General features: G+C 66.2%; 17 protein-coding genes and 2 rRNA genes. 7 read left to right on the top strand and 12 right to left on the bottom strand.

Annotated elements, in window-relative coordinates:
- Positions 1 to 58: 58 nt before the first annotated feature.
- From NOCYR_RS10910 to NOCYR_RS10880, 8 genes are all read right to left on the bottom strand, one after another.
- Positions 59 to 3195, bottom strand: a 23S ribosomal RNA gene (locus NOCYR_RS10910).
- A gap of 320 nt (positions 3196 to 3515) precedes the next feature.
- A 16S ribosomal RNA gene (locus NOCYR_RS10905) occupies positions 3516 to 5034 on the bottom strand.
- The 16S and 23S rRNA genes sit together here, the layout of an rRNA operon.
- A 498-nt stretch (positions 5035 to 5532) precedes the next feature.
- Complete coding sequence (gene tyrS / locus NOCYR_RS10900) at positions 5533 to 6825, bottom strand: tyrosine--tRNA ligase (protein WP_014350422.1); 1293 nt, start codon at positions 6823 to 6825, stop codon at positions 5533 to 5535.
- A gap of 25 nt (positions 6826 to 6850) precedes the next feature.
- Positions 6851 to 7018, bottom strand: coding sequence for a hypothetical protein (locus NOCYR_RS29705; RefSeq protein WP_158430152.1), 168 nt, complete (start codon positions 7016 to 7018; stop codon positions 6851 to 6853).
- 58 nt (positions 7019 to 7076) lie between these two features.
- Positions 7077 to 7508, bottom strand: a complete 432-nt coding sequence (locus NOCYR_RS10895; RefSeq protein WP_014350421.1) for a DoxX family protein — start codon at positions 7506 to 7508, stop codon at positions 7077 to 7079.
- 206 nt (positions 7509 to 7714) lie between these two features.
- A complete protein-coding gene (locus tag NOCYR_RS10890) occupies positions 7715 to 8344 on the bottom strand; it encodes a DNA-3-methyladenine glycosylase (protein WP_048833258.1) in 630 nt (209 codons plus the stop codon).
- Positions 8345 to 8398: 54 nt separating this feature from the next.
- Positions 8399 to 9352, bottom strand: coding sequence for an RNA polymerase sigma-70 factor (locus tag NOCYR_RS10885; protein ID WP_014350419.1), 954 nt, complete (start codon positions 9350 to 9352; stop codon positions 8399 to 8401).
- Positions 9349 to 10527, bottom strand: a complete 1179-nt coding sequence (locus NOCYR_RS10880; protein WP_014350418.1) for an NAD(P)/FAD-dependent oxidoreductase — start codon at positions 10525 to 10527, stop codon at positions 9349 to 9351. The genes NOCYR_RS10885 and NOCYR_RS10880 overlap by 4 nt, the downstream gene beginning before the upstream one ends.
- Before the next feature lie 199 nt (positions 10528 to 10726).
- Here NOCYR_RS10880 and NOCYR_RS10875 point away from each other — a divergent pair, with 199 nt between their 5' ends.
- The 4 genes from NOCYR_RS10875 to NOCYR_RS10860 all read left to right on the top strand — a co-directional run bounded on the left by NOCYR_RS10875 (position 10727) and on the right by NOCYR_RS10860 (position 14527).
- Positions 10727 to 12244 (top strand): multicopper oxidase family protein, encoded by a 1518-nt coding sequence (locus NOCYR_RS10875; RefSeq protein ID WP_048833257.1) that lies wholly within the window; start codon positions 10727 to 10729, stop codon positions 12242 to 12244.
- A 92-nt stretch (positions 12245 to 12336) separates the two neighbouring features.
- A complete protein-coding gene (locus NOCYR_RS10870; RefSeq protein ID WP_014350416.1) occupies positions 12337 to 13068 on the top strand; it encodes an ABC transporter ATP-binding protein in 732 nt (243 codons plus the stop codon).
- Complete coding sequence (locus NOCYR_RS10865) at positions 13065 to 13859, top strand: ABC transporter permease (RefSeq protein WP_014350415.1); 795 nt, start codon at positions 13065 to 13067, stop codon at positions 13857 to 13859. Before NOCYR_RS10870 ends, NOCYR_RS10865 begins: the two co-directional genes overlap by 4 nt.
- The gene (locus NOCYR_RS10860; RefSeq protein ID WP_014350414.1) at positions 13856 to 14527 is read left to right on the top strand and encodes a TetR family transcriptional regulator; all 672 of its coding nucleotides are present in this window, start codon (positions 13856 to 13858) and stop codon (positions 14525 to 14527) included. The genes NOCYR_RS10865 and NOCYR_RS10860 overlap by 4 nt, the downstream gene beginning before the upstream one ends.
- Here NOCYR_RS10860 and NOCYR_RS10855 read toward each other — a convergent pair.
- Genes NOCYR_RS10855 through NOCYR_RS10845 form a run of 3 tightly spaced genes read right to left on the bottom strand, consistent with a single transcriptional unit; the run spans position 14509 to position 17668 of the window.
- Entirely contained in the window at positions 14509 to 14742 is a 234-nt protein-coding gene (locus NOCYR_RS10855; RefSeq protein ID WP_014350413.1) for a Trm112 family protein, read from the bottom strand. The two genes, NOCYR_RS10860 and NOCYR_RS10855, sit on opposite strands and share 19 nt — an antisense overlap.
- Positions 14743 to 14747: 5 nt before the next feature.
- The gene (locus NOCYR_RS10850) at positions 14748 to 15401 is read right to left on the bottom strand and encodes a GtrA family protein (protein ID WP_014350412.1); all 654 of its coding nucleotides are present in this window, start codon (positions 15399 to 15401) and stop codon (positions 14748 to 14750) included.
- Entirely contained in the window at positions 15398 to 17668 is a 2271-nt protein-coding gene (locus NOCYR_RS10845) for a hypothetical protein (RefSeq protein WP_086008227.1), read from the bottom strand. Before NOCYR_RS10845 ends, NOCYR_RS10850 begins: the two co-directional genes overlap by 4 nt.
- 255 nt (positions 17669 to 17923) lie before the next feature.
- Between NOCYR_RS10845 and NOCYR_RS10840 the strand changes: the two genes are divergently transcribed.
- A complete protein-coding gene (locus tag NOCYR_RS10840) occupies positions 17924 to 18922 on the top strand; it encodes a glycosyltransferase (RefSeq protein ID WP_048834083.1) in 999 nt (332 codons plus the stop codon).
- Complete coding sequence (rffA, locus tag NOCYR_RS10835; RefSeq protein ID WP_086008262.1) at positions 18916 to 20055, top strand: dTDP-4-amino-4,6-dideoxygalactose transaminase; 1140 nt, start codon at positions 18916 to 18918, stop codon at positions 20053 to 20055. The genes NOCYR_RS10840 and rffA overlap by 7 nt, the downstream gene beginning before the upstream one ends.
- A gap of 39 nt (positions 20056 to 20094) precedes the next feature.
- Here the strand turns inward: rffA and NOCYR_RS10830 are convergent, their stop codons facing one another.
- Positions 20095 to 23040 (bottom strand): acyl-CoA synthetase, encoded by a 2946-nt coding sequence (locus tag NOCYR_RS10830; RefSeq protein WP_014350408.1) that lies wholly within the window; start codon positions 23038 to 23040, stop codon positions 20095 to 20097.
- 163 nt (positions 23041 to 23203) lie between these two features.
- Here NOCYR_RS10830 and idi point away from each other — a divergent pair, with 163 nt between their 5' ends.
- Positions 23204 to 23764 (top strand): isopentenyl-diphosphate Delta-isomerase, encoded by a 561-nt coding sequence (idi, locus tag NOCYR_RS10825; protein ID WP_014350407.1) that lies wholly within the window; start codon positions 23204 to 23206, stop codon positions 23762 to 23764.
- The last annotated feature ends 185 nt before the right edge of the window (positions 23765 to 23949 follow it).

The raw sequence follows: 23949 nt of genomic DNA, 5'->3' as shown, positions 1-23949 counted from the left end.
TGGATCACACGGTTCGTGTGTTGTTTCAGATACTGCACAGTGGACGCGTAGCTTCTTTGTTGGTAAGTCCTCGGCCTATTAGTACCAGTCACCTCCACCCGTTACCGGGCTTCCAGTTCTGGCCTATCAACCCCATGGTCTGTAGGGGGCCTTAACCCATCGAGTGGGTGAGAAACCTCATCTTGGAACAGGCTTCCCGCTTAGATGCTTTCAGCGGTTATCCCTTCCGAACGTAGCCAACCAGCAGTGCCCTTGGCAGGACAACTGGCACACCAGAGGTTCGTCCGTCCCGGTCCTCTCGTACTAGGGACAGCCTTCCTCAAGTTTCTGACGCGCGCGGCGGATAGAGACCGAACTGTCTCACGACGTTCTAAACCCAGCTCGCGTGCCGCTTTAATGGGCGAACAGCCCAACCCTTGGGACCTACTCCAGCCCCAGGATGCGACGAGCCGACATCGAGGTGCCAAACCATCCCGTCGATATGGACTCTTGGGGAAGATCAGCCTGTTATCCCCGGGGTACCTTTTATCCGTTGAGCGACACCGCTTCCACATGCCGGTGCCGGATCACTAGTCCCGACTTTCGTCCCTGCTCGACATGTCTGTCTCACAGTCAAGCTCCCTTGTGCACTTGCACTCGACACCTGATTGCCAACCAGGCTGAGGGAACCTTTGGGCGCCTCCGTTACATTTTGGGAGGCAACCGCCCCAGTTAAACTACCCACCAGGCACTGTCCCTGAACCAGATCATGGTCCGAGGTTAGAGGTCCAATACGATCAGAGTGGTATTTCAACGACGACTCCACACACACTGGCGTGCATGCTTCACAGTCTCCCACCTATCCTACACAAACCGTACCGAACACCAATACCAAGCTATAGTGAAGGTCCCGGGGTCTTTTCGTCCTGCCGCGCGTAACGAGCATCTTTACTCGTAATGCAATTTCGCCGAGTCTGTGGTTGAGACAGCAGAGAAGTCGTTACGCCATTCGTGCAGGTCGGAACTTACCCGACAAGGAATTTCGCTACCTTAGGATGGTTATAGTTACCACCGCCGTTTACCGGGGCTTAAATTCTCAGCTTCGCAACCCGAAGGTCGCTAACCGGTCCTCTTAACCTTCCGGCACCGGGCAGGCGTCAGTCCGTATACATCGTCTTACGACTTCGCACGGACCTGTGTTTTTAGTAAACAGTCGCTTCTCTCTGGTCTCTGCGACCACCCCCAGCTCACGGAGTAAATCCGGTCACCAGGCGTGGTCCCCCTTCTCCCGAAGTTACGGGGGCATTTTGCCGAGTTCCTTAACCACAGTTCTCTCGATCGCCTCAGTATTCTCTACCTGACCACCTGTGTCGGTTTGGGGTACGGGCCGTGTACCAACTCACTAGAGGCTTTTCTCGGCAGCATAGGATCACTGAATTCGCCTCAATCGGCTACGCATCACCTCTCAGGATACATGTCTGACGGATTTGCCTATCAGACTCCCTACAGGCTTACACCAGTACAACCACTGACTGGCCCAGCTACCTTCCTGCGTCACCCCATCGCTTGCCTACTACCAGCGAAGGTCCCATGCAGCCCCTTCAGGTTCTCCGAAGAGAATCCGTCCGGATTTGGATGGTTAGTACCACTGATTCAGCATGGGCGCGGATACACGGGTACGGGAATATCAACCCGTTGTCCATCGACTACGCCTGTCGGCCTCGCCTTAGGTCCCGACTCACCCTGGGCGGATTAACCTGGCCCAGGAACCCTTGGTCATTCGGCGGACGAGTTTCTCACTCGTCTTTCGCTACTCATGCCTGCATTCTCACTCGCACAGCCTCCACAACTGGTTCACACCGCTGCTTCCCTGGCTGTACGACGCTCCCCTACCCACCCCAACCACTGCACACCCAACCGTAGTCGGATGTGGATGTCATGTTGGAGTGCCGCGGCTTCGGCGGTGTACTTGAGCCCCGCTACATTGTCGGCGCAGAATCACTTGACCAGTGAGCTATTACGCACTCTTTCAAGGGTGGCTGCTTCTAAGCCAACCTCCTGGTTGTCTTCGCGACTCCACATCCTTTTCCACTTAGTACACGCTTAGGGGCCTTAGCCGGCGATCTGGGCTGTTTCCCTCTCGACTACGAAGCTTATCCCCCGCAGTCTCACTGCCACGCTCTCACACACCGGCATTCGGAGTTTGGCTGACTTCGGTAAGCTTGTGGGCCCCCTAGGCCATCCAGTAGCTCTACCTCCGGCGTGAAACACGTGACGCTGCACCTAAATGCATTTCGGGGAGAACCAGCTATCACGGAGTTTGATTGGCCTTTCACCCCTACCCACAGCTCATCCCCTCAGTTTTCAACCTAAGTGGGTTCGGGCCTCCACGACGTCTTACCGTCGCTTCACCCTGGCCATGGGTAGATCACTCCGCTTCGGGTCTAGAACACGCGACTCAAACCGCCCTATTCGGACTCGCTTTCGCTACGGCTACCCCACCACGGGTTAACCTCGCCACATGCCACTAACTCGCAGGCTCATTCTTCAAAAGGCACGCCATCACCCACCCTAGTAAACTAGGCGCAGGCTCTGACGGATTGTAAGCGCACGGTTTCAGGTACTATTTCACTCCCCTCCCGGGGTACTTTTCACCTTTCCCTCACGGTACTAGTCCGCTATCGGTCACCAGGGAGTATTCAGGCTTACCGGGTGGTCCCGGCAGATTCACAGCAGATTTCACGGGCCCGCTGCTACTCGGGTACTCACTACAACAGAGCACGTGTTTTCGCTTACCGGACTCTCACCGTCTATGGTTGGCCGTCCCAGACCAATTCAGCTAACACGAACTTTTCTGACTGTTGCTCGCCACGGCAGTAACGAGAAAATGAGCCCCACAACCCCGCATAGACAACGCCTGCCGGCTATCACATCTACACGGTTTAGCCTCTTCCGCTTTCGCTCGCCACTACTCACGGAATCACTATTGTTTTCTCTTCCTGTGGGTACTGAGATGTTTCACTTCCCCACGTTCCCTCCACACGCCCTATACATTCAGGCGCGGGTAACACGACATCACTCGTGCTGGGTTTCCCCATTCGGACATCCTCGGATCTCAGCTCGGTTGACAGCTCCCCGAGGCTTATCGCAGCCTCCTACGTCCTTCATCGGCTCCTGGTGCCAAGGCATCCACCGTACGCTCTTACACACTTACTAACAAAGATGCTCGCGTCCACTGTGCAGTTCTCAAACAACACACAAAACCTTCTCGCTACTGCGGCACCAGCCAGAGAAACCCTGCGGTATGTCCGCGAAGAAGATTTCGTCGTATTTTTGCCTGGAAAGAACGTCTGTTCTTTCAGGACCCAACAGTGTGTCGACTACATCCGGCGCCCCACTGACTCAGCAGTGAAGTTGATGCCGGCACATGTCAGCGTTCCACCCATGAGCTCCGCAGTTCCACATTCGGGAACATAAGCGGCTCTGGCACTCTCGACCTTCGACTCTACGAAGCGAGCAGTGCAGATGCTCCTTAGAAAGGAGGTGATCCAGCCGCACCTTCCGGTACGGCTACCTTGTTACGACTTCGTCCCAATCGCCGATCCCACCTTCGACGGCTCCCTCCCACGAGGGGTTAGGCCACCGGCTTCGGGTGTTACCGACTTTCATGACGTGACGGGCGGTGTGTACAAGGCCCGGGAACGTATTCACCGCAGCGTTGCTGATCTGCGATTACTAGCGACTCCAACTTCACGGGGTCGAGTTGCAGACCCCGATCCGAACTGAGACCGGCTTTAAGGGATTCGCTCCACCTCACGGTATCGCAGCCCTCTGTACCGGCCATTGTAGCATGTGTGAAGCCCTGGACATAAGGGGCATGATGACTTGACGTCGTCCCCACCTTCCTCCGAGTTGACCCCGGCAGTCTCTCACGAGTCCCCGCCATTACGCGCTGGCAACATAAGATAAGGGTTGCGCTCGTTGCGGGACTTAACCCAACATCTCACGACACGAGCTGACGACAGCCATGCACCACCTGTACACCGACCACAAGGGGGCCTACATCTCTGCAGGTTTCCGGTGTATGTCAAACCCAGGTAAGGTTCTTCGCGTTGCATCGAATTAATCCACATGCTCCGCCGCTTGTGCGGGCCCCCGTCAATTCCTTTGAGTTTTAGCCTTGCGGCCGTACTCCCCAGGCGGGGTACTTAATGCGTTAGCTACGGCACGGATCCCGTGGAAGGAAACCCACACCTAGTACCCACCGTTTACGGCGTGGACTACCAGGGTATCTAATCCTGTTCGCTACCCACGCTTTCGCTTCTCAGCGTCAGTTACTTCCCAGAGACCCGCCTTCGCCACCGGTGTTCCTCCTGATATCTGCGCATTTCACCGCTACACCAGGAATTCCAGTCTCCCCTGAAGTACTCAAGCCTGCCCGTATCGACCGCAAGCTTGGGGTTGAGCCCCAAGTTTTCACGATCGACGCGACAAGCCGCCTACAAGCTCTTTACGCCCAGTAATTCCGGACAACGCTCGCACCCTACGTATTACCGCGGCTGCTGGCACGTAGTTGGCCGGTGCTTCTTCTACAGGTACCGTCACTTGCGCTTCGTCCCTGTCGAAAGAGGTTTACAACCCGAAGGCCGTCATCCCTCACGCGGCGTCGCTGCATCAGGCTTTCGCCCATTGTGCAATATTCCCCACTGCTGCCTCCCGTAGGAGTCTGGGCCGTGTCTCAGTCCCAGTGTGGCCGGTCGCCCTCTCAGGCCGGCTACCCGTCGTCGCCTTGGTAGGCCATTACCCCACCAACAAGCTGATAGGCCGCGGGCCCATCTCGCACCGATAAATCTTTCCACCAAACACCATGCGATGTAAGGTCATATCCGGTATTAGACCCAGTTTCCCAGGCTTATCCCAGAGTGCGAGGCAGATCACCCACGTGTTACTCACCCGTTCGCCGCTCGTGTACCCCGAAGGGCCTTACCGCTCGACTTGCATGTGTTAAGCACGCCGCCAGCGTTCGTCCTGAGCCAGGATCAAACTCTCCGTTGAAGACTCACAATCACACCCGAAGGTGCAATCAGATCTAAACTAGAGTCCGAAAACCCAGCAAAACAAAACGCCAGCAAAAATGTTTGCTGACTAAATGTCCGACCCACAACACACGGGGGTATGAGGGGCCGGAACCAATAAAATATTGGCACTGACATTCATCGACACACTATTGAGTTCTCAAAGAACACACGCACACACTTCGACTCCAGGTACTAGCTGGGGCTTCTGTGAGGCAACTTTTCTATCTTAGCCAGTCCAAGACTCGGAGTCAAACACCGGCTGAACCTGCTTCGTCAGGCGCTCCTCGTCCTACCTCGTTTCCCAGGCCCTCGGGGCTCCGGGTCGGTGTCCGTGTCGCTCTGACGTTGAATAAGTTACGCGGCGGAGAACATCACGTCAAATCGCCACGTCAGCGGGCTGTTCGTGCAGGTCAGGGGCTCGCGGAAAGGCTTGGAAACGGCCTGAATCACACGGATGTGACTCAGGCCACCAAGATCAATTTCCGCCGGCCCGCAGGACGCCCGCGAAGTTGCGCTTGCCACGGCGCAGTACCAGCCACCGTTCGTGCAGGTAGTCGCCTGCTTCGGGAGTCCATTCGATGTCGGTGACGCGCTCGTTGTTCACCGAAGCACCACCCTCGTTCACCGCGCGACGGGCCGCGCCGCGGCTCTCGCACAGGCCGGAGGCCACCAGCAAGTCGACGATGGTGTTCGGCTGACCGGGGGCGATCTCGGCGACGGTGCCGTCGACGGCCGCTTCCCGCAGGGCCGCGGCGAGGGTCGATTCGTCGAGCTCGCGCAGGTCGGCGCGGCCGAACAGGGCCTGGCTGGCCAGTTGGACGGCGCGGGTGTGCTCGGGGCCGTGCACCAGATCGGTCATCTCTGCGGCCAGCCGGCGCTGCGCTTCCCTGGCATGCGGGCGTTCGGCGGTGGCCTGCTCGAGTTCGGCCAGTTCCTCGCGGTCGAGGAAGGTGAACCAGCGCAGGTACCGGATGACGTCGGCGTCGGCGGTGTTCACGAAGTACTGGTACCAGGCGTAGGGGCTGGTCATCTCCGGATCGAGCCAGAGGCTGCCGCCGCCGGTGGACTTGCCGAACTTCTTGCCGTCGGCCGAAGTCACCAGGGGGACGGTGAGCGCGTGCACGTGGGCTCCGTCGACGCGGCGGTTGAGTTCGACGCCGGCGATGATGTTGCCCCACTGGTCGGAACCGCCGACCTGGAGCAGGCAGCCGTGATTGCGGCGCAGCTGCAAGTAGTCGTTGGCTTGCAGCAGCATGTAGCTGAACTCGGTGTAGGAGATGCCTTCGCCGTCGAGGCGCCGTTTGACGGTGTCGCGGGCGAGCATGACGTTGACCGAGAAGTGCTTGCCGATATCGCGCAGGAAGTCCACCGCGGAGAGCTGCCCGGTCCAGGCCATGTTGTCGACGATCATCGCCCCGGTTGGCGAATCGTCGATGTCGACGAAGCGTTCGAGCTGGGAGCGGATGCGGCCGGCCCATTCGGCGACGGTGTCGGCGGAGTTCATGGTGCGCTCGCCGACATCACGCGGGTCGCCGATGAGGCCGGTGGCGCCACCGGCGAGCACGATCGGCCGATGCCCCGCCCGCTGGAACCGCTTCAGCGCCAGCAGCGGCACCAGGTGACCGGCGTGCAGGCTGGCCGCGGTGGGATCGAACCCGGCGTACAGGCTCTGCGGGCCCTCGGCCAGCGCGGCGCGCAGGGCGTCGAGGTCGGTGGACTGCGCGATCAAGCCGCGCCAGGTCAGTTCGTCGATGATGTGGCCGCTCACGCCGTCTCATCTTTCCGTACGCCGGTCATGCGGTGCTGCGCAGGTCCCGGGCGAATTGCGCGGCCCGGCCGGAGCCGATGACGGCGTGATCTCCGTTGGAGACGGCGACGGCCATCTGGTGCGAGGCCTCGGCGCATCGCGACCAGATGGCCGCCGGGACCGACCACCGCCAACCCGACAGGTGATCGATCACGCACAGCACTGTGCGGCGACCGGTGGCTACCGATCGCCGCGCAGTGCTCAGGGTCGAATCATCGGGACACCGCGTTGCGCAGGTCGGTGATGGTGGAGCGGCGCTCGTAGGCGATCCAGGCGAAGATCGCGGCCAGCACCAGCGGGAAGATCGCCATGCCGGGGACGCCGGCGATGAACGCCTGGGTGGCGGCGGCCAGCACGGTGAGCACGGACAGGCCGGCGGCGGCCAGGGCGCTCAGCTTCGGCACCATCAGCCCGATGCCGCCGGCAACCTCGACGATGCCGATGAAGATCAGCAGGCCGAACGGGATCGTCAGGTTTTCCGGGGCGTTGTCGACCAGGGTCTGCGGCATCACCAGCTTGGGTCCGCCGGAGGCGATGATGAAGAACAGGCCGAGCACGATCTGCAAGGTCCACAGGACGCGGTTGCGGACGGAGCCGGGGCGGTAGGTGACGGCGGGGGCGGTGGTGGCGATGTTGGCGGTCATGTCGATTCCTTCGGGTCGTGCGCGCCGGGTTGGTAGCGCGTTCACCAGACAAGACGGGGGTGTCTCGCGGAATTCATCGCATCGCCGGAGAATTTTTTCGCGCTGACTCGGACACGACCATCCGCGGCCGCCGAAAACCACAGTTCACGAGGCAAATTCGCGGCGGGATCCCATCGCTGCGCGAGGGCATCGGATACCGCGAACGCTCAGGCGCTGCGCTCCGCCCGTGGAGCTCGCGGGCTGCGTCGATAGGCCGATACCGCAGGCGAATCCGGTAGCCACAGCCGCCACGGCCGGTCGGCGGCCAGGCTCACGCCCACCCGCGGCCCGACGGCGATGGCGGACGGATCCAGCACCGGGCCCAGTTCGAGCCGGATCGGCGATTCGGGGTCGAACAGCCGAGTCCCGTAGTCGTCCAACGTGATTCCGAGCGCGCTGCCGAGATTGCCGGGCCCACGGGCCAGGTCGTGCCCGTTGCGGGCGGCGGCGCGGCGGCCGCGAGCCACGTCCTCGCCGGCGACGACCTCACCGGAGCGGATCAGCACGGCGCTGGCCACACCGTCGGGTCCGCTGGTCACGTTGACGCAGGTGTGCATCCCGTAGCTGAGGTAGACGTAGAGCATGCCGGGCGGGCCGAACATGACGGCGTTGCGTGGGGTGCGACCGCGTCCGGAGTGTGCCGCCGGGTCGTGCCAGGGGCCGGCCGGGTCTCCCCCGTAGGCCTCGACCTCGACGATGCGTACGCCCACCGGACCCGACCACAGCGTCGCGCCGAGTATCCGGCGCGCGGCCGCCAGCGGTTCGACGGCAAGTTCCTCGGCACTCACGTCAGGCATTCTCCCAGCACACCGACACCGCGGCGGCGGACGGCCCGGCGCCCGCCCGGACGATCACTCGGCGGAGCCGGAATCGTCGCGGTCCACCAGCCCGGCCAGCCCGGCGAGCTTGTCCGGGTTGACCTGGAACCGCACGTTCTGGATCCGGCCGTCGACCAGGTCGAAGGTGATGGCGCCGACGGGGTATTCGCCGAGCACACCGACGAGGCCGAGCTCGCCGTTGACGGTGGCCGCGCCGAGTTCGATGCCGGTGAGTATCGGTTTGGCGAGCACACCGAGCAGCCAGCGGGCGACGTGGTCGGGGCCGTGCAGCGGGCGGCGCGCCGCGGTGATCTTGCCGCCGCCGTCGTTCCACAGCGTGACGTCGGGGGCGAGCAATGCCATCAGGGCGTTCAGGTCGCCGCCACGGCAGGCGGCGAGGAACTGGCTGGTCACCGCCTCGCGGGCGGCCTTGTCGGTGTCGAAGCGCGGGCGCCGGGACTGCACGTGGGAGCGGGCCCGATGGGCGATCTGGCGCACGGTCGGCTCCGGTCGGTCGAGGAATTCGCCGATTTCGGCGTGGCTGTACCCGAAGACTTCGCGCAGCACGAAGACGGCGCGTTCGACCGGGCCGAGGGTTTCCAGGACGACCAGCATGGCCGTGGAGACGGTGTCGGCCATGTCGGTCTCCTCGGCAGGCGTGGTCAGCAGGGGTTCGGGCAGCCACGGGCCGATATAGGTCTCACGGGTGGCGCGGGCGGAGGTGAGCCGGTTCAAGGCCAGATTGGTGACGGTGCGGACCAGGTAGGCCTTCGGGTGGGTGACGGTGTGCTGCTCGGTCGCATGCCATTTCAGCCAGGTGTCCTGCAGCACGTCCTCGGCGTCGGTGACGCTGCCGAGCATCTGATAGGCGGTGCTGAACAGCAGTCGCCGATGTTCGGTGAACGGGTCGGCAGGCTCGGCGGCGGACGCAGGTTCGGTGTGCTCGCGGACCATGGTGTCATCCTTCCCGCCGATCGCGAACCTCATGCCCGGACTCGGGTAGCCCGGCCGCCCTTGGACAGGGTGACCGACACCGGCATCCGCTTGCTCATCCGGAAGACGGGGACCGGGCTGCTGCTGACGGCGGCTTTGTACCAGATCGCGGGCCTGCCCTTCAGGTACCACCGGCGCGGGGTGTCGTCGGCGTGGGTGAACTGGATGACGGCGTCGCGGCGGCCGAGGCTGACCGGCTGGTGGAAGTAGCCGAACCGGAACGGGCGCACCGGCTTGCCGCGCAATCTGCGGGCGATGGCATCGGCGACGTAGGCGGCGGTGGGCAGGCCGCTCTGGCAGGTGCCGTGGATGCGGCCCCAGGGCTGGTCGATCGCGGCGGCGTCACCGATGGCATAGATCTCCGGGTGCGACACCGATCGCAGCGTCGGGTCGACCAAAACCAGTCCGCGCTCGTCGGTGGCGATTCCGGACTCGGCTGCCAGGCCGGCGACCCGGACACCCGCGGTCCACAAGGTGAGGTCGGCGGGCAATAGTTCGCCGTCGGCGAGTTCGATCGCGTCGGGCAGCACCTTGGCCACGGGCGTCCCGATTCGACGGGTGATACCGAGCCGGTCCAGGGCGCGGTCGAGGTGAGCGCGGGCCCGGGCGCCCATCATCGCGCCGGGCTCGCCGGTGCTGATCAAACTCACGCGGGCACCCGCGTGGCTTTCGGCGATCTCGGTGGCGGCCTCGATGCCGGTCAGGCCGCCGCCGCAGACCGCGACGGTGCCGCCGTGTGCGGCGACGGTGGCGAGGCGTTCGGAGAAGGCGTGGGCGCGGCGGGGGTCGTCGAGGGTCCAGGCGTGTTCGGCCACGCCGGGTACGCGGTGGGTGTCGGCTCGGCTGCCGAGCGCGTAGATCAGTTCGTCGTAGGGCAGCTCGGTGGTGGCGTCGACGCTCACGCGGCGGGCCGCCGGGTCGATGGCGGTGACTCGGCCCCGCACGAAGTCGATGCCCGCGCCGTCGATCAGATCGGGGATCCGGTAGTCGGCGAGCTGTTGACCGGCGGCGATCTGATGCGAGCGCAGTCGCTCGGTGAAGCGATCCGACGGGTTGACCAGGGTGATGCGGACCCCGCGGCCTCGGGTGCGCCGGGCCAGCTGCACGGCGGCCAGCATGCCGGTGTAGCCGGCGCCGACGATGACGATGCGGTGTTCGGTGGTGGTCATGGCAGGGGCTCCTCGGTCCGGTCAGCCGGGGCTTGGATCGGCTGGTGACGACCATGAGACAAACGAGTCCCCGCAGACGTGACAGTCGATGATGTGATCTGGGTCACTACGCATGGGTGAACGCTTCAGGGTCGAACGGGGGCCAGGTCAGGGCCGTTCCCCGATGTGTGAATGCCCTGGTAATCCCTAGCGTCGGAGTATGTTTCGCAGAATCAGGGCCGGCACCGTGCGGCGGTTGATCGTGGTCGCCGCGTCCACGGTGACGGTGATCGCGCTCGCCGTCCTCGCTGGTGTGCTGGTGGTGTACCAGCGCGCCGATGTCACGACCGTCGGCGCGGTCGAATTCAGTGAAGAGCTGCCGATCCCGCCGCTGGCCCAATCGCGGATCGATGCAGAGGGCACCCGCGTGTTCGATCTGGAGATGCGCGCGGGGCGCAGGGAATTCCGGCCGGGGCAGTTCACCGAGACCTGGGGTTTCAACGGTGACTACCTCGGCCCCACATTGCGGGCGGCGCGCGGGGAGAAGGTGCGCGTCCAGGTACACAACGCGCTGCCCGAGGCGTCGACGGTGCATTGGCACGGTATGCATCTGCCGGCACGAATGGATGGCGGGCCGCATCAAATGGTCGAGCCGGACGCGGACTGGGCACCGGAGTGGACGATCGATCAGCCCGCCGCGACCCTCTGGTACCACCCGCATCCGCACGGCGAGACCGAATCCCACGTGCGGCGCGGGCTGGCCGGGGTGTTCCTGCTCGACGATCCGGCCGCGGCCGCGCTCCCGCTGCCGCAGACCTACGGTGTGGACGATCTGCCGATCATCGTGCAGGACGCGAAGTTTCGCGGCGATCGGCTCGACGGCGCGCACGCGATGTTCCGCGATGTCGGGTTTCTCGGAGATCAGACCATGGTCAACGGCTCGCTCGCGCCGTACCGGACGGTGACCGACGAACTGGTGCGGCTGCGGCTGCTCAACGCGTCCACCGCCCGCACCTACACCTTCGGTTTCTCCGACAACCGCGGTTTCGCGCTCATCGGCACCGACGGTGGGCTGCTGGAACGACCCGCCGAGCTGAACCGGATCCGCCTCTCACCCGGTGAGCGCGCCGAGATCGTCGTCCGATTCGCACCGGGCACGCCCACGGTGTTGCGCAGCTATCCGCTCGACGCCGGGCTGGGTTTCTGGACCCAGCGGTTCAGCGGAGGCGATGACACTTTCGACATCATGCAGTTCCGGCCGGCTGCCACCCTGCGACCGTCGCCGCCGCTACCCGCGACGCTCGTCCGGCACGATGATCTCGATATCGCGGGCGCCACCGAGCGGTCGTTCGACCTGAGTTTCGGCTCGATCAACGGGCAGGCCATGGCGATGGATCGGATCGATTTCGCGGTGACACGCGGGCGCACGGAGATCTGGACCGTCCGCAATATCGACGGGATGCCGCACAACTTCCATGTCCACGATGTGCAGTTCCGGGTGCTCGGCGTCGACGGAGCGCCGCCGCCGGTGGAGCTGTCGGGGCCGAAGGACACTGTGTTCCTACCGCCGGGCGCCGCGGTGCGGCTGGCCTTGCGGTTCGACGGACCGGCCGATCCGGATACGCCGTATATGTATCACTGCCATCTGCTCTGGCATGAGGACACCGGAATGATGGGCCAGTTCGTCGTCGTGGAGCCGGGTGGGGTGGCGGGTGAGCCGCCCGCACATGGGCATTGACCGGCATTTTCCTGGCCGGCATTGCGCATCTGCCCGAGTCGGCGCACAATTCATCGCACAGTGAATTCAACACTCGATGAATTGAGGCGACCATGTCGCAGACCCCGTCATCGCCGGCCGTCGAAGTGGACGGCCTCACCGTCCGCCGCGGCGGACGCGAAGTGCTGCACGGCGTGTCACTGACCATCCCGCGCGGATCGATCACCGGACTGCTCGGGCCGTCGGGCTGCGGGAAGACCACGCTGATGCGCTGCATCGTCGGCACCCAGATCGTCGCGGCCGGCACCGTCCAGGCCATGGGTCTGCCTGCCGGATCGGCGGCGCTGCGCCGGCGCATCGGTTACGTCACCCAGTCCCCCAGCATCTATTCCGATATCAGCGTGCGTGACAACGTCGCGTACTTCGCCGCGCTCTACGGCGCCGACCGCGGCGATATCGACGAAGCCCTCGGCGCGGTCGGGCTGCTGGACTATCAGCATCAGCGCGGCGACGAACTGTCCGGCGGTCAGCGCACCCGGGCGTCGCTGGCCTGCGCGCTGGTGGCGGCGCCGGAACTACTCGTCCTCGATGAGCCGACCGTCGGGCTGGATCCGGTGCTGCGGGTCGATCTGTGGAAACAGTTCCGTGAGCTCGCCGCCACCGGCACCACGCTGCTGGTGTCGAGTCATGTGATGGACGAAGCCGAGCATTGCGACCGGCTGCTGCTCATGCGTGAGGGCAACCTGCTGGCCCAGCTCAGCCCCGACGAACTGCGCTCGCGCACCGGCGAACAGAACCTCGAACAGGCCTTCCTCAGCCTCATCACGATGGGACAGACAGCATGAGCACCGTCGTCGACCGCGTCCCCGCCCGCCGGATGACGCTGCGCCCGTACCTGGCGACCACCGGCCGCATCCTGCGTCAGCTGCGCAACGACCATCGCACGGTGGCGATGATTCTCGTCGTCCCCGCGCTGTTGATGACGTTGCTGTACTTCATCTACAAAGACACCCCGAAGGCGCCGAACCAGGCCACGACGTTGTTCGACCGGGTGGGCATCAGCATGCTCGGCATCCTGCCGTTCATCGTGATGTTCCTGATCACCGCGATCGCCATGCAGCGCGAACGCACCTCCGGCACCTTGGAGCGGCTGCTCACCACCCCGCTGTCGAAACTGGATCTGCTCGGCGGTTACGGCACCGCGTTCTCGTCCGCGGCCGCGGCGCAGGCGGTGACGGCGTGCCTGGTGTCGTTCGGGCTGCTCGGGCTGAACGCGGCGGGCAATCCGGGCTGGGTGGTGCTGATCGCGGTGGTCGACGCGGTGCTCGGCGTCGCCCTCGGGCTGCTGGCCAGCGCGTTCGCCCGAACCGAATTCCAGGCGGTGCAGTTCATGCCGGTGGTGGTCGCACCGCAGATTTTCCTGTGCGGGCTGCTGGTGCCGCGCAATCAGCTGCCCGGCTGGCTCGAGGCGATCAGCAATGTGATGCCGTTGAGTTACGCCGTCGACGCATTGCAGCAGGTGTCGGTGCATGCCGAACCGACCGCGGCGATGTGGCGGGATCTGGCGGTGGTGGCCGGTTTCGCGGTAGTGGCGTTGGTGCTCGGGGCCGCGACCCTGCGGCGGCGCACCCCATGAACCGGGCCGCGGCCGCCGACGACACGCACCCGGACCGCGAAGCGCCGGCGAATCCGCGATCCACCCGGACCGGGCGACGCCCCGGGCAGTCCGGCGCCAAAGAGGCGATCTTGGAGGCGGCGCGGGCACGGTTCGCCGACGCCGGGTTCGGCAAGACCTCGATCCGGGCGATCGCGGCCGACGCCGGCGTGGATCCGGCGCTGGTGCACCACTATTTCGGGACCAAGCAGCAGCTGTTCGCGAAAGTCGTGGAGATGCCGGTGGATCCGGAGATCACCCTGCGGACGGTGGATGCGGCGCCGCTGAACCAGCTCGGCGAGACGATCGTGCGGGCGGTGGTGTCGGTGTGGGACTCCCCCGCCGGCGCCGGGGTGGTCGCGATGGTGCGCAGCTTCCTCGGCGGCTCCGGGCCGTCGCTGACTCGGACCTTCCTGCTCGAGGTGGTGCTCGAACGCATCCGTTCGCGCATCGCCACCCCCGACGACGACGGCAGGCTGCGGGTCGATCTGGCCGCTTCGCAGATGGTCGGGCTGCTGGTGGCGCGCAAGATCGCGCTGCTGGAACCGCTGGCCTCGATGCCGCTACCGCAGGTGGTGGCGCTGGTCGGGCCGACGGTGCAGCACTACCTCACCGGCGATCTCGGTGCGATTCAGGATTCGGTGAACTGAGCGCTGAACCGCTCGTGTTCGGCGTCGTCGACATCGCGGGCCTCGTCGATGAGCAGCACCGGGATGCCGTTGTCGATCGGGTAGGCGCGGCGCAGGCGCGGGTTGTAGAGCACGCTCGCGCCCTCGCCCGTGCGCACCAGATGCAGCGGGCCCTTGTCCTGCGGGCAGGCGAGCAGGCTCAGCAGGGTGGCGTCGACGGTGGTTTCCTCCGGCATGAGGGCTAACCTACCCGCCGCCGGAACGAGATATGACGGTGGCCGAAGAAGCTCACCACCGCAACGAATCCCATCACCACCACGGCGGCGGGTTTCTCCGGGAAACCGAGCACCGTCACGGCGAGTTCCAGAAGCACGACATTCATCAGCAGACCACCGGAATTGACCGCGACGAACGCCAGGAAATCGCGCAGCAGGTGTCCGCGCACCCGGAACACCAGCGTGCGATGCAGCACGAAGGCGACGACGACGCTCACGCAGTAGGCGGCGACGACCGCGACGGACGGCGGCACACCGTCGCCGAGGATCGTCAGCCAGGCCACGGTGAGCACGATGCCGAGCAGGGTGTTGAAGCCGCCGACCACGGCAAAGGCCAGCTCCTGGCGGCGGACCAGGCGCAGCAGCGGGCCGGGATCCGCGGGCGGCGAATCCGCGGACACCTGCCCCGCGGACCGGCTGTCGGATGGTGCGGAAGGGTCGACGGGTGCCGGCGATTCGGCATCGAAGGCTCGGCCAGAACCCTCGACCGAGATCGGCGGTTGCCGCTCGAAGGCCACACTCTCGGCGACCGGGGCTGCGACATCCGGCGAGACGTGCTCATGCGGGCCGTCGGCCAGGCCGGGCGGGCGACGATCCGGTGCGCCGGGAGCCCCACTCATGGCCGGGCTTCCACCAGATCGGGCTTGCCGGGTTCGGGCGCTTCCGTTTCCGCCGGCGAATCCCCGGTCGCCTCGCCGGTGTCGCGGCGACGGCTGCGCAGGTACGCCCACTCCATCACCGCGAGCCCCAGCAGCCCGGCGACGATGGCCGCGCCGCCGATCTTCCAGCCCGGCGGACGCCAGCTCAGCACCAGTTCGGCGCCCTGGGTGCCCGGCGGGATCTCGACCGCGACGAAGGTTTTCGCGACCACGCTGATCGGCACCTCACGGCCGTCGATACTGGCGCGGTAGCCGGGCCAGCCGAGCCGGGCGAAGACGACCTTGCCGCCGTCGGCGGAGTCGACCCGGACCCGGCTGGTCAGATCCGATTCGCCGAGGGAGGTGGCGGTGACGCCGTCGGTGTGGGCGATGCGGCCGTTGACGGTGGAGACCGGCCCGTTCTCGCGTTCGAGCACCCAGATGTAGTCCTCGTGGCCGGGGTAATCGACCCACTTCCAGCCGGTGGGCGCGGGCTGCGAGCGCGCGTCGGGGAACAGGGCCCGCTGCACCACGACCCGGTCGACCTTCATCAGGTCGACGATGGTGCGCCCGGTCGTCGGTTCGGTGGCGAAGGCGCGGCGGAAGGCGTCCGGGCAGACGCTGGTGTCCCAGCGCATGCACAGCAGTTCACCGAAGTAGAAGTGCCCGTTGGGGGTGTAGCCGCCGACGTAGGTCAGTTCCAGGTCCTTGGCGTAGTTGCCGAAGACCAGCGAGCCGTAGGCGCCGTCGACGGTGTTCTGCCCGGGCTGGATCAGGCCGCGTTCGCCCAGTTGCAGCGTGGTGCCGGCGAAATCCGGGAAGGCCGCCTTCGCCTCGTTGCGGTCGGACGGCAGGTTCCAGCTCATCGGCGTCGGTTGCGCGGCCCGCACCTGCAGATAGGCGATCGGCCCGACCGCCGCGATGCTGAGCGCGCAGGCCAGGGCGACGCCGCGGGTGCGGCCCAGCCACACCACGGCGGCGCCGAGCGCGGCAACCCCCAGCGCCGAGACGATGTGCCACACCGCTTCCGACGGCGCCGCCGCCAGCGACCGCAGCAACAGCAGCCCGATCAGCAGCCCGGCGCCGATACCGCGTCGCCGCCAACCCGCGACGGTCCCGTACCGGCCCAGCAGCACACACACCAGCAGCAACAGGCCCAGAGCCACCATCGGCAGCACCCGCGCAGGCCAGCGCAACGGCCCCATCGTGCCCGGACCGGCCGTCCACAGCAGGGCGACCACGGTGAAGATGCCGAGGGCACTCAGTTCCCTGGCCGCACCGGCCGCGCGACGCCAGTCGACGAACGCCAGCGCCGGAATCAGGAACCACGCGATGTAGACCATCGGCAGCGGCTGGACGAAGCCCCACCACGACGTGAACGCGGGCAGGGTGCTGGGCAGGCTGGCATTCAGCGACTCCGACCACGGCACCGTGAGGAACGGATCGTTCTTGATCTCGTCGGCGCCGCGCCAGGTGACGTCGGCGGTCAGCAGACTGGGCAGATAGGTCGCCAGACCCGCCAGTGCCGCGCATCCGGCCACCAGCGCCAGCCGCAGCGACGGCGCCCAGCGCCGCTGGTAGATCACCTCACCGATAACGACCGCGGCGATCATCACCCCTGCTTCGACCGCCGGGAAGATGTACTGCACCGAAATCGCCAGGTACAGGAACACGAAAACCGGGATCGGGCCGCTGCGGCCGCGCGCGTACCGGACGCCCGACGCCCACGCGTGCACCAGCCAGGCGGTTCCGGTGAAGGCGGTCATCCAGCTGGCAGCGTCGAAGAACAGCAGGAAACCGGTGAACGGGAACGACACACCCGCCACCGCCGACCACGCCGGACGGGCGCCGTAGACCAGGGCGACGCGGTACACGCCGAGCCCGAGGATCACCGCGAAGATCAGTTTGACGACGGTGGCGTACAGCCCGATATCGGGCACCGAGGGCGCGATCAGATCGATCAGCAGCTGCGGAGGATTGAGCAGCCCCGCTTCCTCGATGGTGTAGTTACCGGCCAGCCAGTGTTCGGGCACCATCGCCGGGAAACGGCCTTCCCGCAGGTAGCGGCCGGTCATCACCCACAGCGGGGCGTACTGGGATTCGGTGTCGTCGGTGTAGAAATGCCTGGCGTTGGCGGCGAGCACCGCGAGATAGGCCACGACCACGCCGGCCGCGGTGATGATGCCCCACCTGAACACGTCCGACCGGGTACCGGCTCGACTTTCCACCACGAGTTCCAGACCATACATGCCCGGCCTCGGCCGGTCGCGAATCCGATGACGCACCGGCGAATCGGGTCGGCGGCGCGGCCCCGACCCCGTGTTATTGTTCACGGCGGCTCGGGCTCACCCATCCGTGACGAGTACCGGCACGTGCACCGTCATCGAAAGTCGATCTCGCCAATGCCGATTCCTCCCCAGCCGGTTCCTTCCCAGCCGCCGGCGTCAGGTCCTGATACCGCCGTGCCGGCTCGGGACGCGGATTCGGCCAATGGCCGCGCCGCCGTGCGTTCGGTCTCGGTCGTGGTTCCGGTATACCGGGGCGAGCACACGATCGCCGCGCTGGTGCGCGAACTCGATCTGCTGTCACGACCGACGCTCACCCCGGAGGGCATCAGCTTCGTCGTCGACGACATCGTGCTGGTGCACGACCACGGCCCCGACCGCTCCGACGTCGTCCTCGAACAACTGCGCCGCGACTACCCGCAGGTGCGGGTGGTGTGGCTGAGCCGCAACTTCGGCCAGGACGCGGCCACCATCGCCGGAATGTCGGCCGCGCGTGGCGAATGGATCGTCACCATGGACGAGGACGGCCAGCACGATCCGGCCTGTATCGCGGCGTTTCTCGATGCCGCCCTGGCCGGGCGCGCCGACCTCGTCTATTCCAAACCCACCAACACCCGCCCGCACGGCTTCCTGCGCAACCTCACCTCCCGCGGCGCGAAGATCGTACTGGCGACGGTGTTCGCTTTCCCTGATTCCACCCGGTTCGAAAGCTTCCGGCTGATCCGCGGCGATATCGGCAGACAGCTCGCCGACGTCGCCGCCAACGGCGTGTACCTCGACGTCGCCCTGACCTGGGTAGTCGGCACCACGGTGACGGTCCCGGTGACGTTGCGCGCAGAGGGCCGCGAAGAATCCGGCTACAACTACCGGCGGCTGTTCTCGCTGTTCTGGAAGATGGTGCTGTGCACCGGCACCCGCGGGCTGCGATTGGTCAGCCTGCTCGGCATCACGCTCGCGCTGGCCGGCGGAATCCTCGCGGCCGTCATCATCTACACGGCCTTGACCAGCGACAACAACGATCCAGAAGGCTGGGCCTCGATCATCGTCGTGCTGCTGCTGTGCTCGGGTGCGGTGCTGTTCTCGCTCGGGTTGATCGCCGAATATCTCGGTGTCGCACTGCATATCCTGGTCGGCAAACCGCTGTACCTGACCGTCGCCTCGCCGCCGCCGCGCCGCGAGAAGGTCACCGCCGACGTCGGCGAGGGGGCAGCATCGTGAACGACCGGATCATCTTCAGCAGGCCCTACCGTGCGGCCGCCGAACTGGAGAACGTGCGCGCCGTGCTGGACTCCGACCACAGCCACGGCGACGGCCGGTTCACCAAGGCCGCGACCGCCAAGATCAAAGCCATCACCGGCAGCCCGCACGCACTGCTGACCACCTCCTGCACGCACGCCCTCGAATTGGGCGCGCTGCTGCTGGAACTGGGCCCCGACGACGAGGTGATCGTCCCCAGCTTCGCCTTCACCTCCGCCGCGACCTCCATCGCCCTGCGCGGAGCGACCTGCGTGTTCGTCGATATCGACCCCGAGACCGGCAATATCGACCCGGCCGCGGTCGCCGATGCCGTCACCGCCCGCACCAAGGCGGTGCTGGTGATGCATTACGGCGGGGTCGCCGCGGAGATGGGGCCGCTGCTCGCTGTCGCCGCCGAGCACGGGCTGGAAATCATCGAAGACAACGCGCACGGTCTCGGTGGGACCTGGCGTGGTCGCGCGCTCGGCACCATCGGCACCCTCGGCACACAGAGCTTCCACGACACCAAGAACGTGCACTGCGGTGAAGGCGGGGCGCTGCTGCTCTCGGACGACATCCTGATGGGCCGCGCGGAGATCGTCCGGGAGAAGGGCACCGACCGGGCCCGGTTCCTGCGCGGGCAGGTCGACAAATACTCCTGGCAGGACATCGGATCCAGTTATCTGCCCAGCGAACTCAATGCCGCCGTGCTCGACGCCCAACTGGCCGAATTCGATCGCATCCAGGCCGGGCGGCATCGGGTGTGGAACGCCTACGCTGCCGCGCTGCCGGACTGGGCGCGGCGCAACGACGTCCGGTTGATGCACGTGCCCGGCGACCGCGAGCACACCGCGCATCTGTTCTACCTGCGGCTGCCCACCGAAGACGCCCGCGACGCCATGATCGGGCAGCTGGCCGAACGCGGCATCGTCGCACCATTCCACTACGTGCCGCTGGATTCCAGCCCGGCCGGTCTCAAATACGGCCGCACGCCGGTGCCGTGTGTGCGCAGTGCCGAATTCTCCGCGACCATCGTGCGGTTGCCGCTGTGGCCGATGCTCGAGACCGCCCAGATCGAGCGGGTGGTCGACGCGGTGACAGCCTTCACCGCCTGACCAACCCGGGGCCGCACGACCGGCCCCGGGCATCGTGGCTCAGCCCAGCAATTCGCGTGCCGCGGCCTCCGTCAGCACCTCATACGACTCGGTGTCTGCGTTGTACCACCAGGTGTCCGGCCCCGGCTGCGGGCGGCCCGCCGCCTGCACCGCGCGGGTGGACGGCCGGTAGGAGGAGCTGCGCGGAATCTCGTCCACCACGTACACCAGATCGGGCCGCCGCTGCGGATCCAGCGCCCGCAAGCCCTCGGTGACGTCCTTGGGCTCCAACCGGAAACCGGCGCGCACGCTCACCGCCGCGACCGCCAGCGTCCGGTCACCGGCCGGCAGCCCGTAGGCGACCTCCATGTCGACGGCGGTGATGTCGTTGAGCGCGTCGACGATCGGCTGGGTGAACACCGGCCCCCGCGGGGTGAGCATGACGGTGTCGGTGCGGTCGACCAGCCAGTAGTCGCCGTCGGAGTCGCGACGGAACAGATTCTCCGTCGGCATCCACGAATCGCCTGCGGCGAACACACCGCGCAGGCCGCCGCTCGACAGGTCCACACCTTCGGAAGCGGAACCGATCAACAGACCGACCTCGTTGTCGGCGCAGCGCCGCGCGAAACCGGACTCGTCGACCTCGATCTGCTCGGTCACCGGGTCGTAGGCCACCAACTCCACCCGCGCGGTGCCCGGCACCGGCCTGCCCTTGCAACCGGGCTTGTTGCCCGACACGTGCGCCAGCACCACATCGCCTTCGATGGAGGCGTAGAACTCCAGCACCCGGGCCGGCGCGAACTGTTCGGTGGTGCGCCGCCACAGACCGGCGGGCATACCGGAGCCGATGAACAGCCGGATCGGATGCTGATGGCCGGCCGGGAAGACCTGGGCGTCGAGGATGTCGCGCAGCATCGTCCAGGTGTAGGTGACCACGGTGACGCCGTAGCGGTGCACCTCCTCGGCGAAGCGCGCCGGATCCAGCGACCGCGCCAGCGCGATCCGGCTGCCGCCGGCGATCGCACCGCCCAGGCTGACCAGCAGCCCCGACGAATGATGCAGCGGCGCCAGGCAGTAGACGGTGTCGCGGCGGTCGAGGTCGGCCGCCGAGGCGGTGCCGAACGCCGACAGCGCCCAGCGGTGATTGGTGATGTATTTGATGTCGAGCCGGTCGCCGGTGCCGGTGACCAGCACGAAGGCCAGCTCACGTGCCAGCCCCGGGTTCGGGCGGTACCAGGCGGGCATCCGCACCTTCGCGGGGTCGACCTGCTCGAGGTCGATGACGTCATCGCCGAGCGGGATGTCGAGCCCGCGGGTGTCGCCGCCGCCGAGCACCAGCACCCGATGGCCGGTCGCGGCCGCATGCCGCAGGTTCTCCGGGTCGGAGAGGAGGATCTTGGTGCCGGTCTGCTCGAGCGCCCCGCGCAGCTCACTGCCCGGCGCCAGCAGCACCACGACGGCGCCGAGCCGCGACAGCGCGGCCACGGCGACCAGCGCGCTGGGGCGGGTCTCCATCACCACGCCGACGCGGGTCGCGGGCCGGATGCCGACCGAGATCAGGCCGCGCACCACATTGTCGATGCGGACGTCGACAGCGGCGTTGGTGTGCACCCGGTCGTCGAACAGGAAGCATTCGCGCAGCGGCGCCCGCTTGGCCTGTTCGGCCATGAGCTTGCCGAGCGAGATGCGGGTGTGCGGCTGGATCATGCCGAGTCGGGTCAGCCGGGGCAGGGCGCGCGCGGCTTCGCCCGCCAGCTCCAGCGAACCGCGCATCGTGTTGCCCGCGATCTCTTCGAGCGCGCGGCCCATGCCGGTCCCGGCCTCGGCCAGCGCGGCCGCGGTGTGCACGACGCGGGTGGCGGCGGTGCGTGGACGTTTGCTGTCCACGTGCTCGGTCATCGGGGTGATCTCCTCGGGCAGCGCGGAACTGCCCTCCACCCAGCCGATCCAGTCCCGCACCATCGGCCAGGTGTGGTTGGTGGCGACGCTGCCCGCGACCAGTCCGAAGTGCCCGGCCAGCAGCGTCGCCTCGTACACCTCGGCGTTCGGCGCGGCCCGGACGATGCCGCGCACGGCGGCGGGCTGGCCGATATCGTCGACCTCGCCGACGAACGCCAGGATCGGGCATTTCAATTCGGCGAGGGAGATCGGCTGATCGCGGATGACGAATCCGCCGAGCATCATCCGGTTGTGCGCGACGAACTGCTTGAGCAGATCAGCCGCCGCCGGCCCCGCGTAGCCCACCCAGCCGTCGCTGTTGAGGAACCGGCGCTGACGCTCCTTGGGCAGCAGTGCCTCACGGTCGTGCAGCTGGCGCAGGAAATCGATCCGCGATTTGGCCGTCTTCACCGGATCGAGCATCTGAAAGCCGATGCGCACCATGGAATCGGTGATCGGCAGCCGGGTCACCACGTGGTCGGCCAGGAAATCGGCCACATCGGAGGCCAGGCCGTAGGGCAGGCCGAACGGCATGCCCGCGACGATGTCGACCGGGCTGCCGAAGGTCACGATGCTGGACACGCCCTTGCCGTAGCGGAAGGCGGTGGTCTGATAGGCGAACATGCCGCCCTGCGAGTACCCCATCAGGTGCACGCCGGATCCGGTGGCCTCGCAGACGGTGTCGATGGCGCTGTCCACGGCGAGGACGTGATCGGCGAGATCGCGTTCCCAGCCACCCTCCTCGATCGCCGGCGAACCGAAATCGACCACCCAGCAATCGATTCCGGCGTTGTGCAGGATGCCGACGGCACCGCCTTCGGCGTTTACGTCCCAGATGTCGGCATTGACCATCAGCGGCGGCACCAGCACCGCCACCGGGCGCCCCGGCGTGGTGTCGTCGGGGAAGTAATGGCGCAGCCGGTACATGCGGCGTCGCTCGACCACCTCGAACGGCGAGGACTCCACATCATGACTCAGCCCGCCGAAACGGATCACCTCCAGACCGTTCTGCGCGGTCGCCATCAACCGCTGCACCGATCCGGCCATCTCTTGCACACTCAACTTCACGATCCGCTCCCAGCCCTACCCTGAAACGTGACGCCCATCACACACCCCGATGTGTTCGAACGAGCTTCCCATATCGCGCCTCGCTCATGTGGCCGCTGTGACATGTTCCATCATGGCCCGCCGCGGGCGCGAACGGCGAAAATGCCGAAGATAAGCTGATGCCGTGGCCGATACCCTGACCCAACCGCTGCTCGACCGCGAGACCATGGAGGTCGAGCTGGTCGACGATGCCGGACGCGCGGTGGGGTCGTGTCAGGTCGCCCAGGCCCATCGTTCACCCGGCTTGCTACACCGGGCGTTCTCGGTGTTGCTGTTCGATCGCCGCGGCCACGTGCTGCTCCAGCAGCGCGCCCAGATCAAGACCCGCTTCCCCGGCCGCTGGGCGAACACCTGCTGCGGCCATCCGGCACCGGGTGAATCCGTCATCGACGCCGCCAATGTGCGCATGCTCGAGGAAATGGGCCTGCGCGCCACCCTCAGTGAGGCCGGCGTGTTCCGGTACCAGGCCGAGGACCCGGACACCGGCCGAGTCGAGCACGAATGGGATCACGTCCTCATCGGCCGCCTCGATGACGCCACTCCCCACCCGCACCCGGCCGAGGTCGCCGATTACGCCTGGGTCGATCCGAGCGAATTGCGGACCGCACTGGCCGCGAACCCGCAGCGGTACAGCCCGTGGTTGAGCGGGGTGCTCGAGGTGGCGACCGGCGCCGAGTCGCGCTGAGTCCCGGCCGTCCTTGCGTTCAGACCGTCGCTGAGCCACCGCCCCGGCACACTCTATGAGTGCTGACATAGTCTGATGCGCATATCTACGTATGGTAATGATCTCAACCCGTTTCCCGATAAGGCAGATCGCCGCAGACCACTGCCGGAATCCCGCTCGCTTTCATCCCGCGGCACCGCGGGCGC

The organism is Nocardia cyriacigeorgica GUH-2 (assembly GCF_000284035.1).
GTDB lineage: Bacteria > Actinomycetota > Actinomycetes > Mycobacteriales > Mycobacteriaceae > Nocardia > Nocardia cyriacigeorgica_B.
The sequence above is the reverse complement of the archived record's forward strand: the minus strand, read 5'-3'. Positions and strand labels throughout refer to the sequence as shown.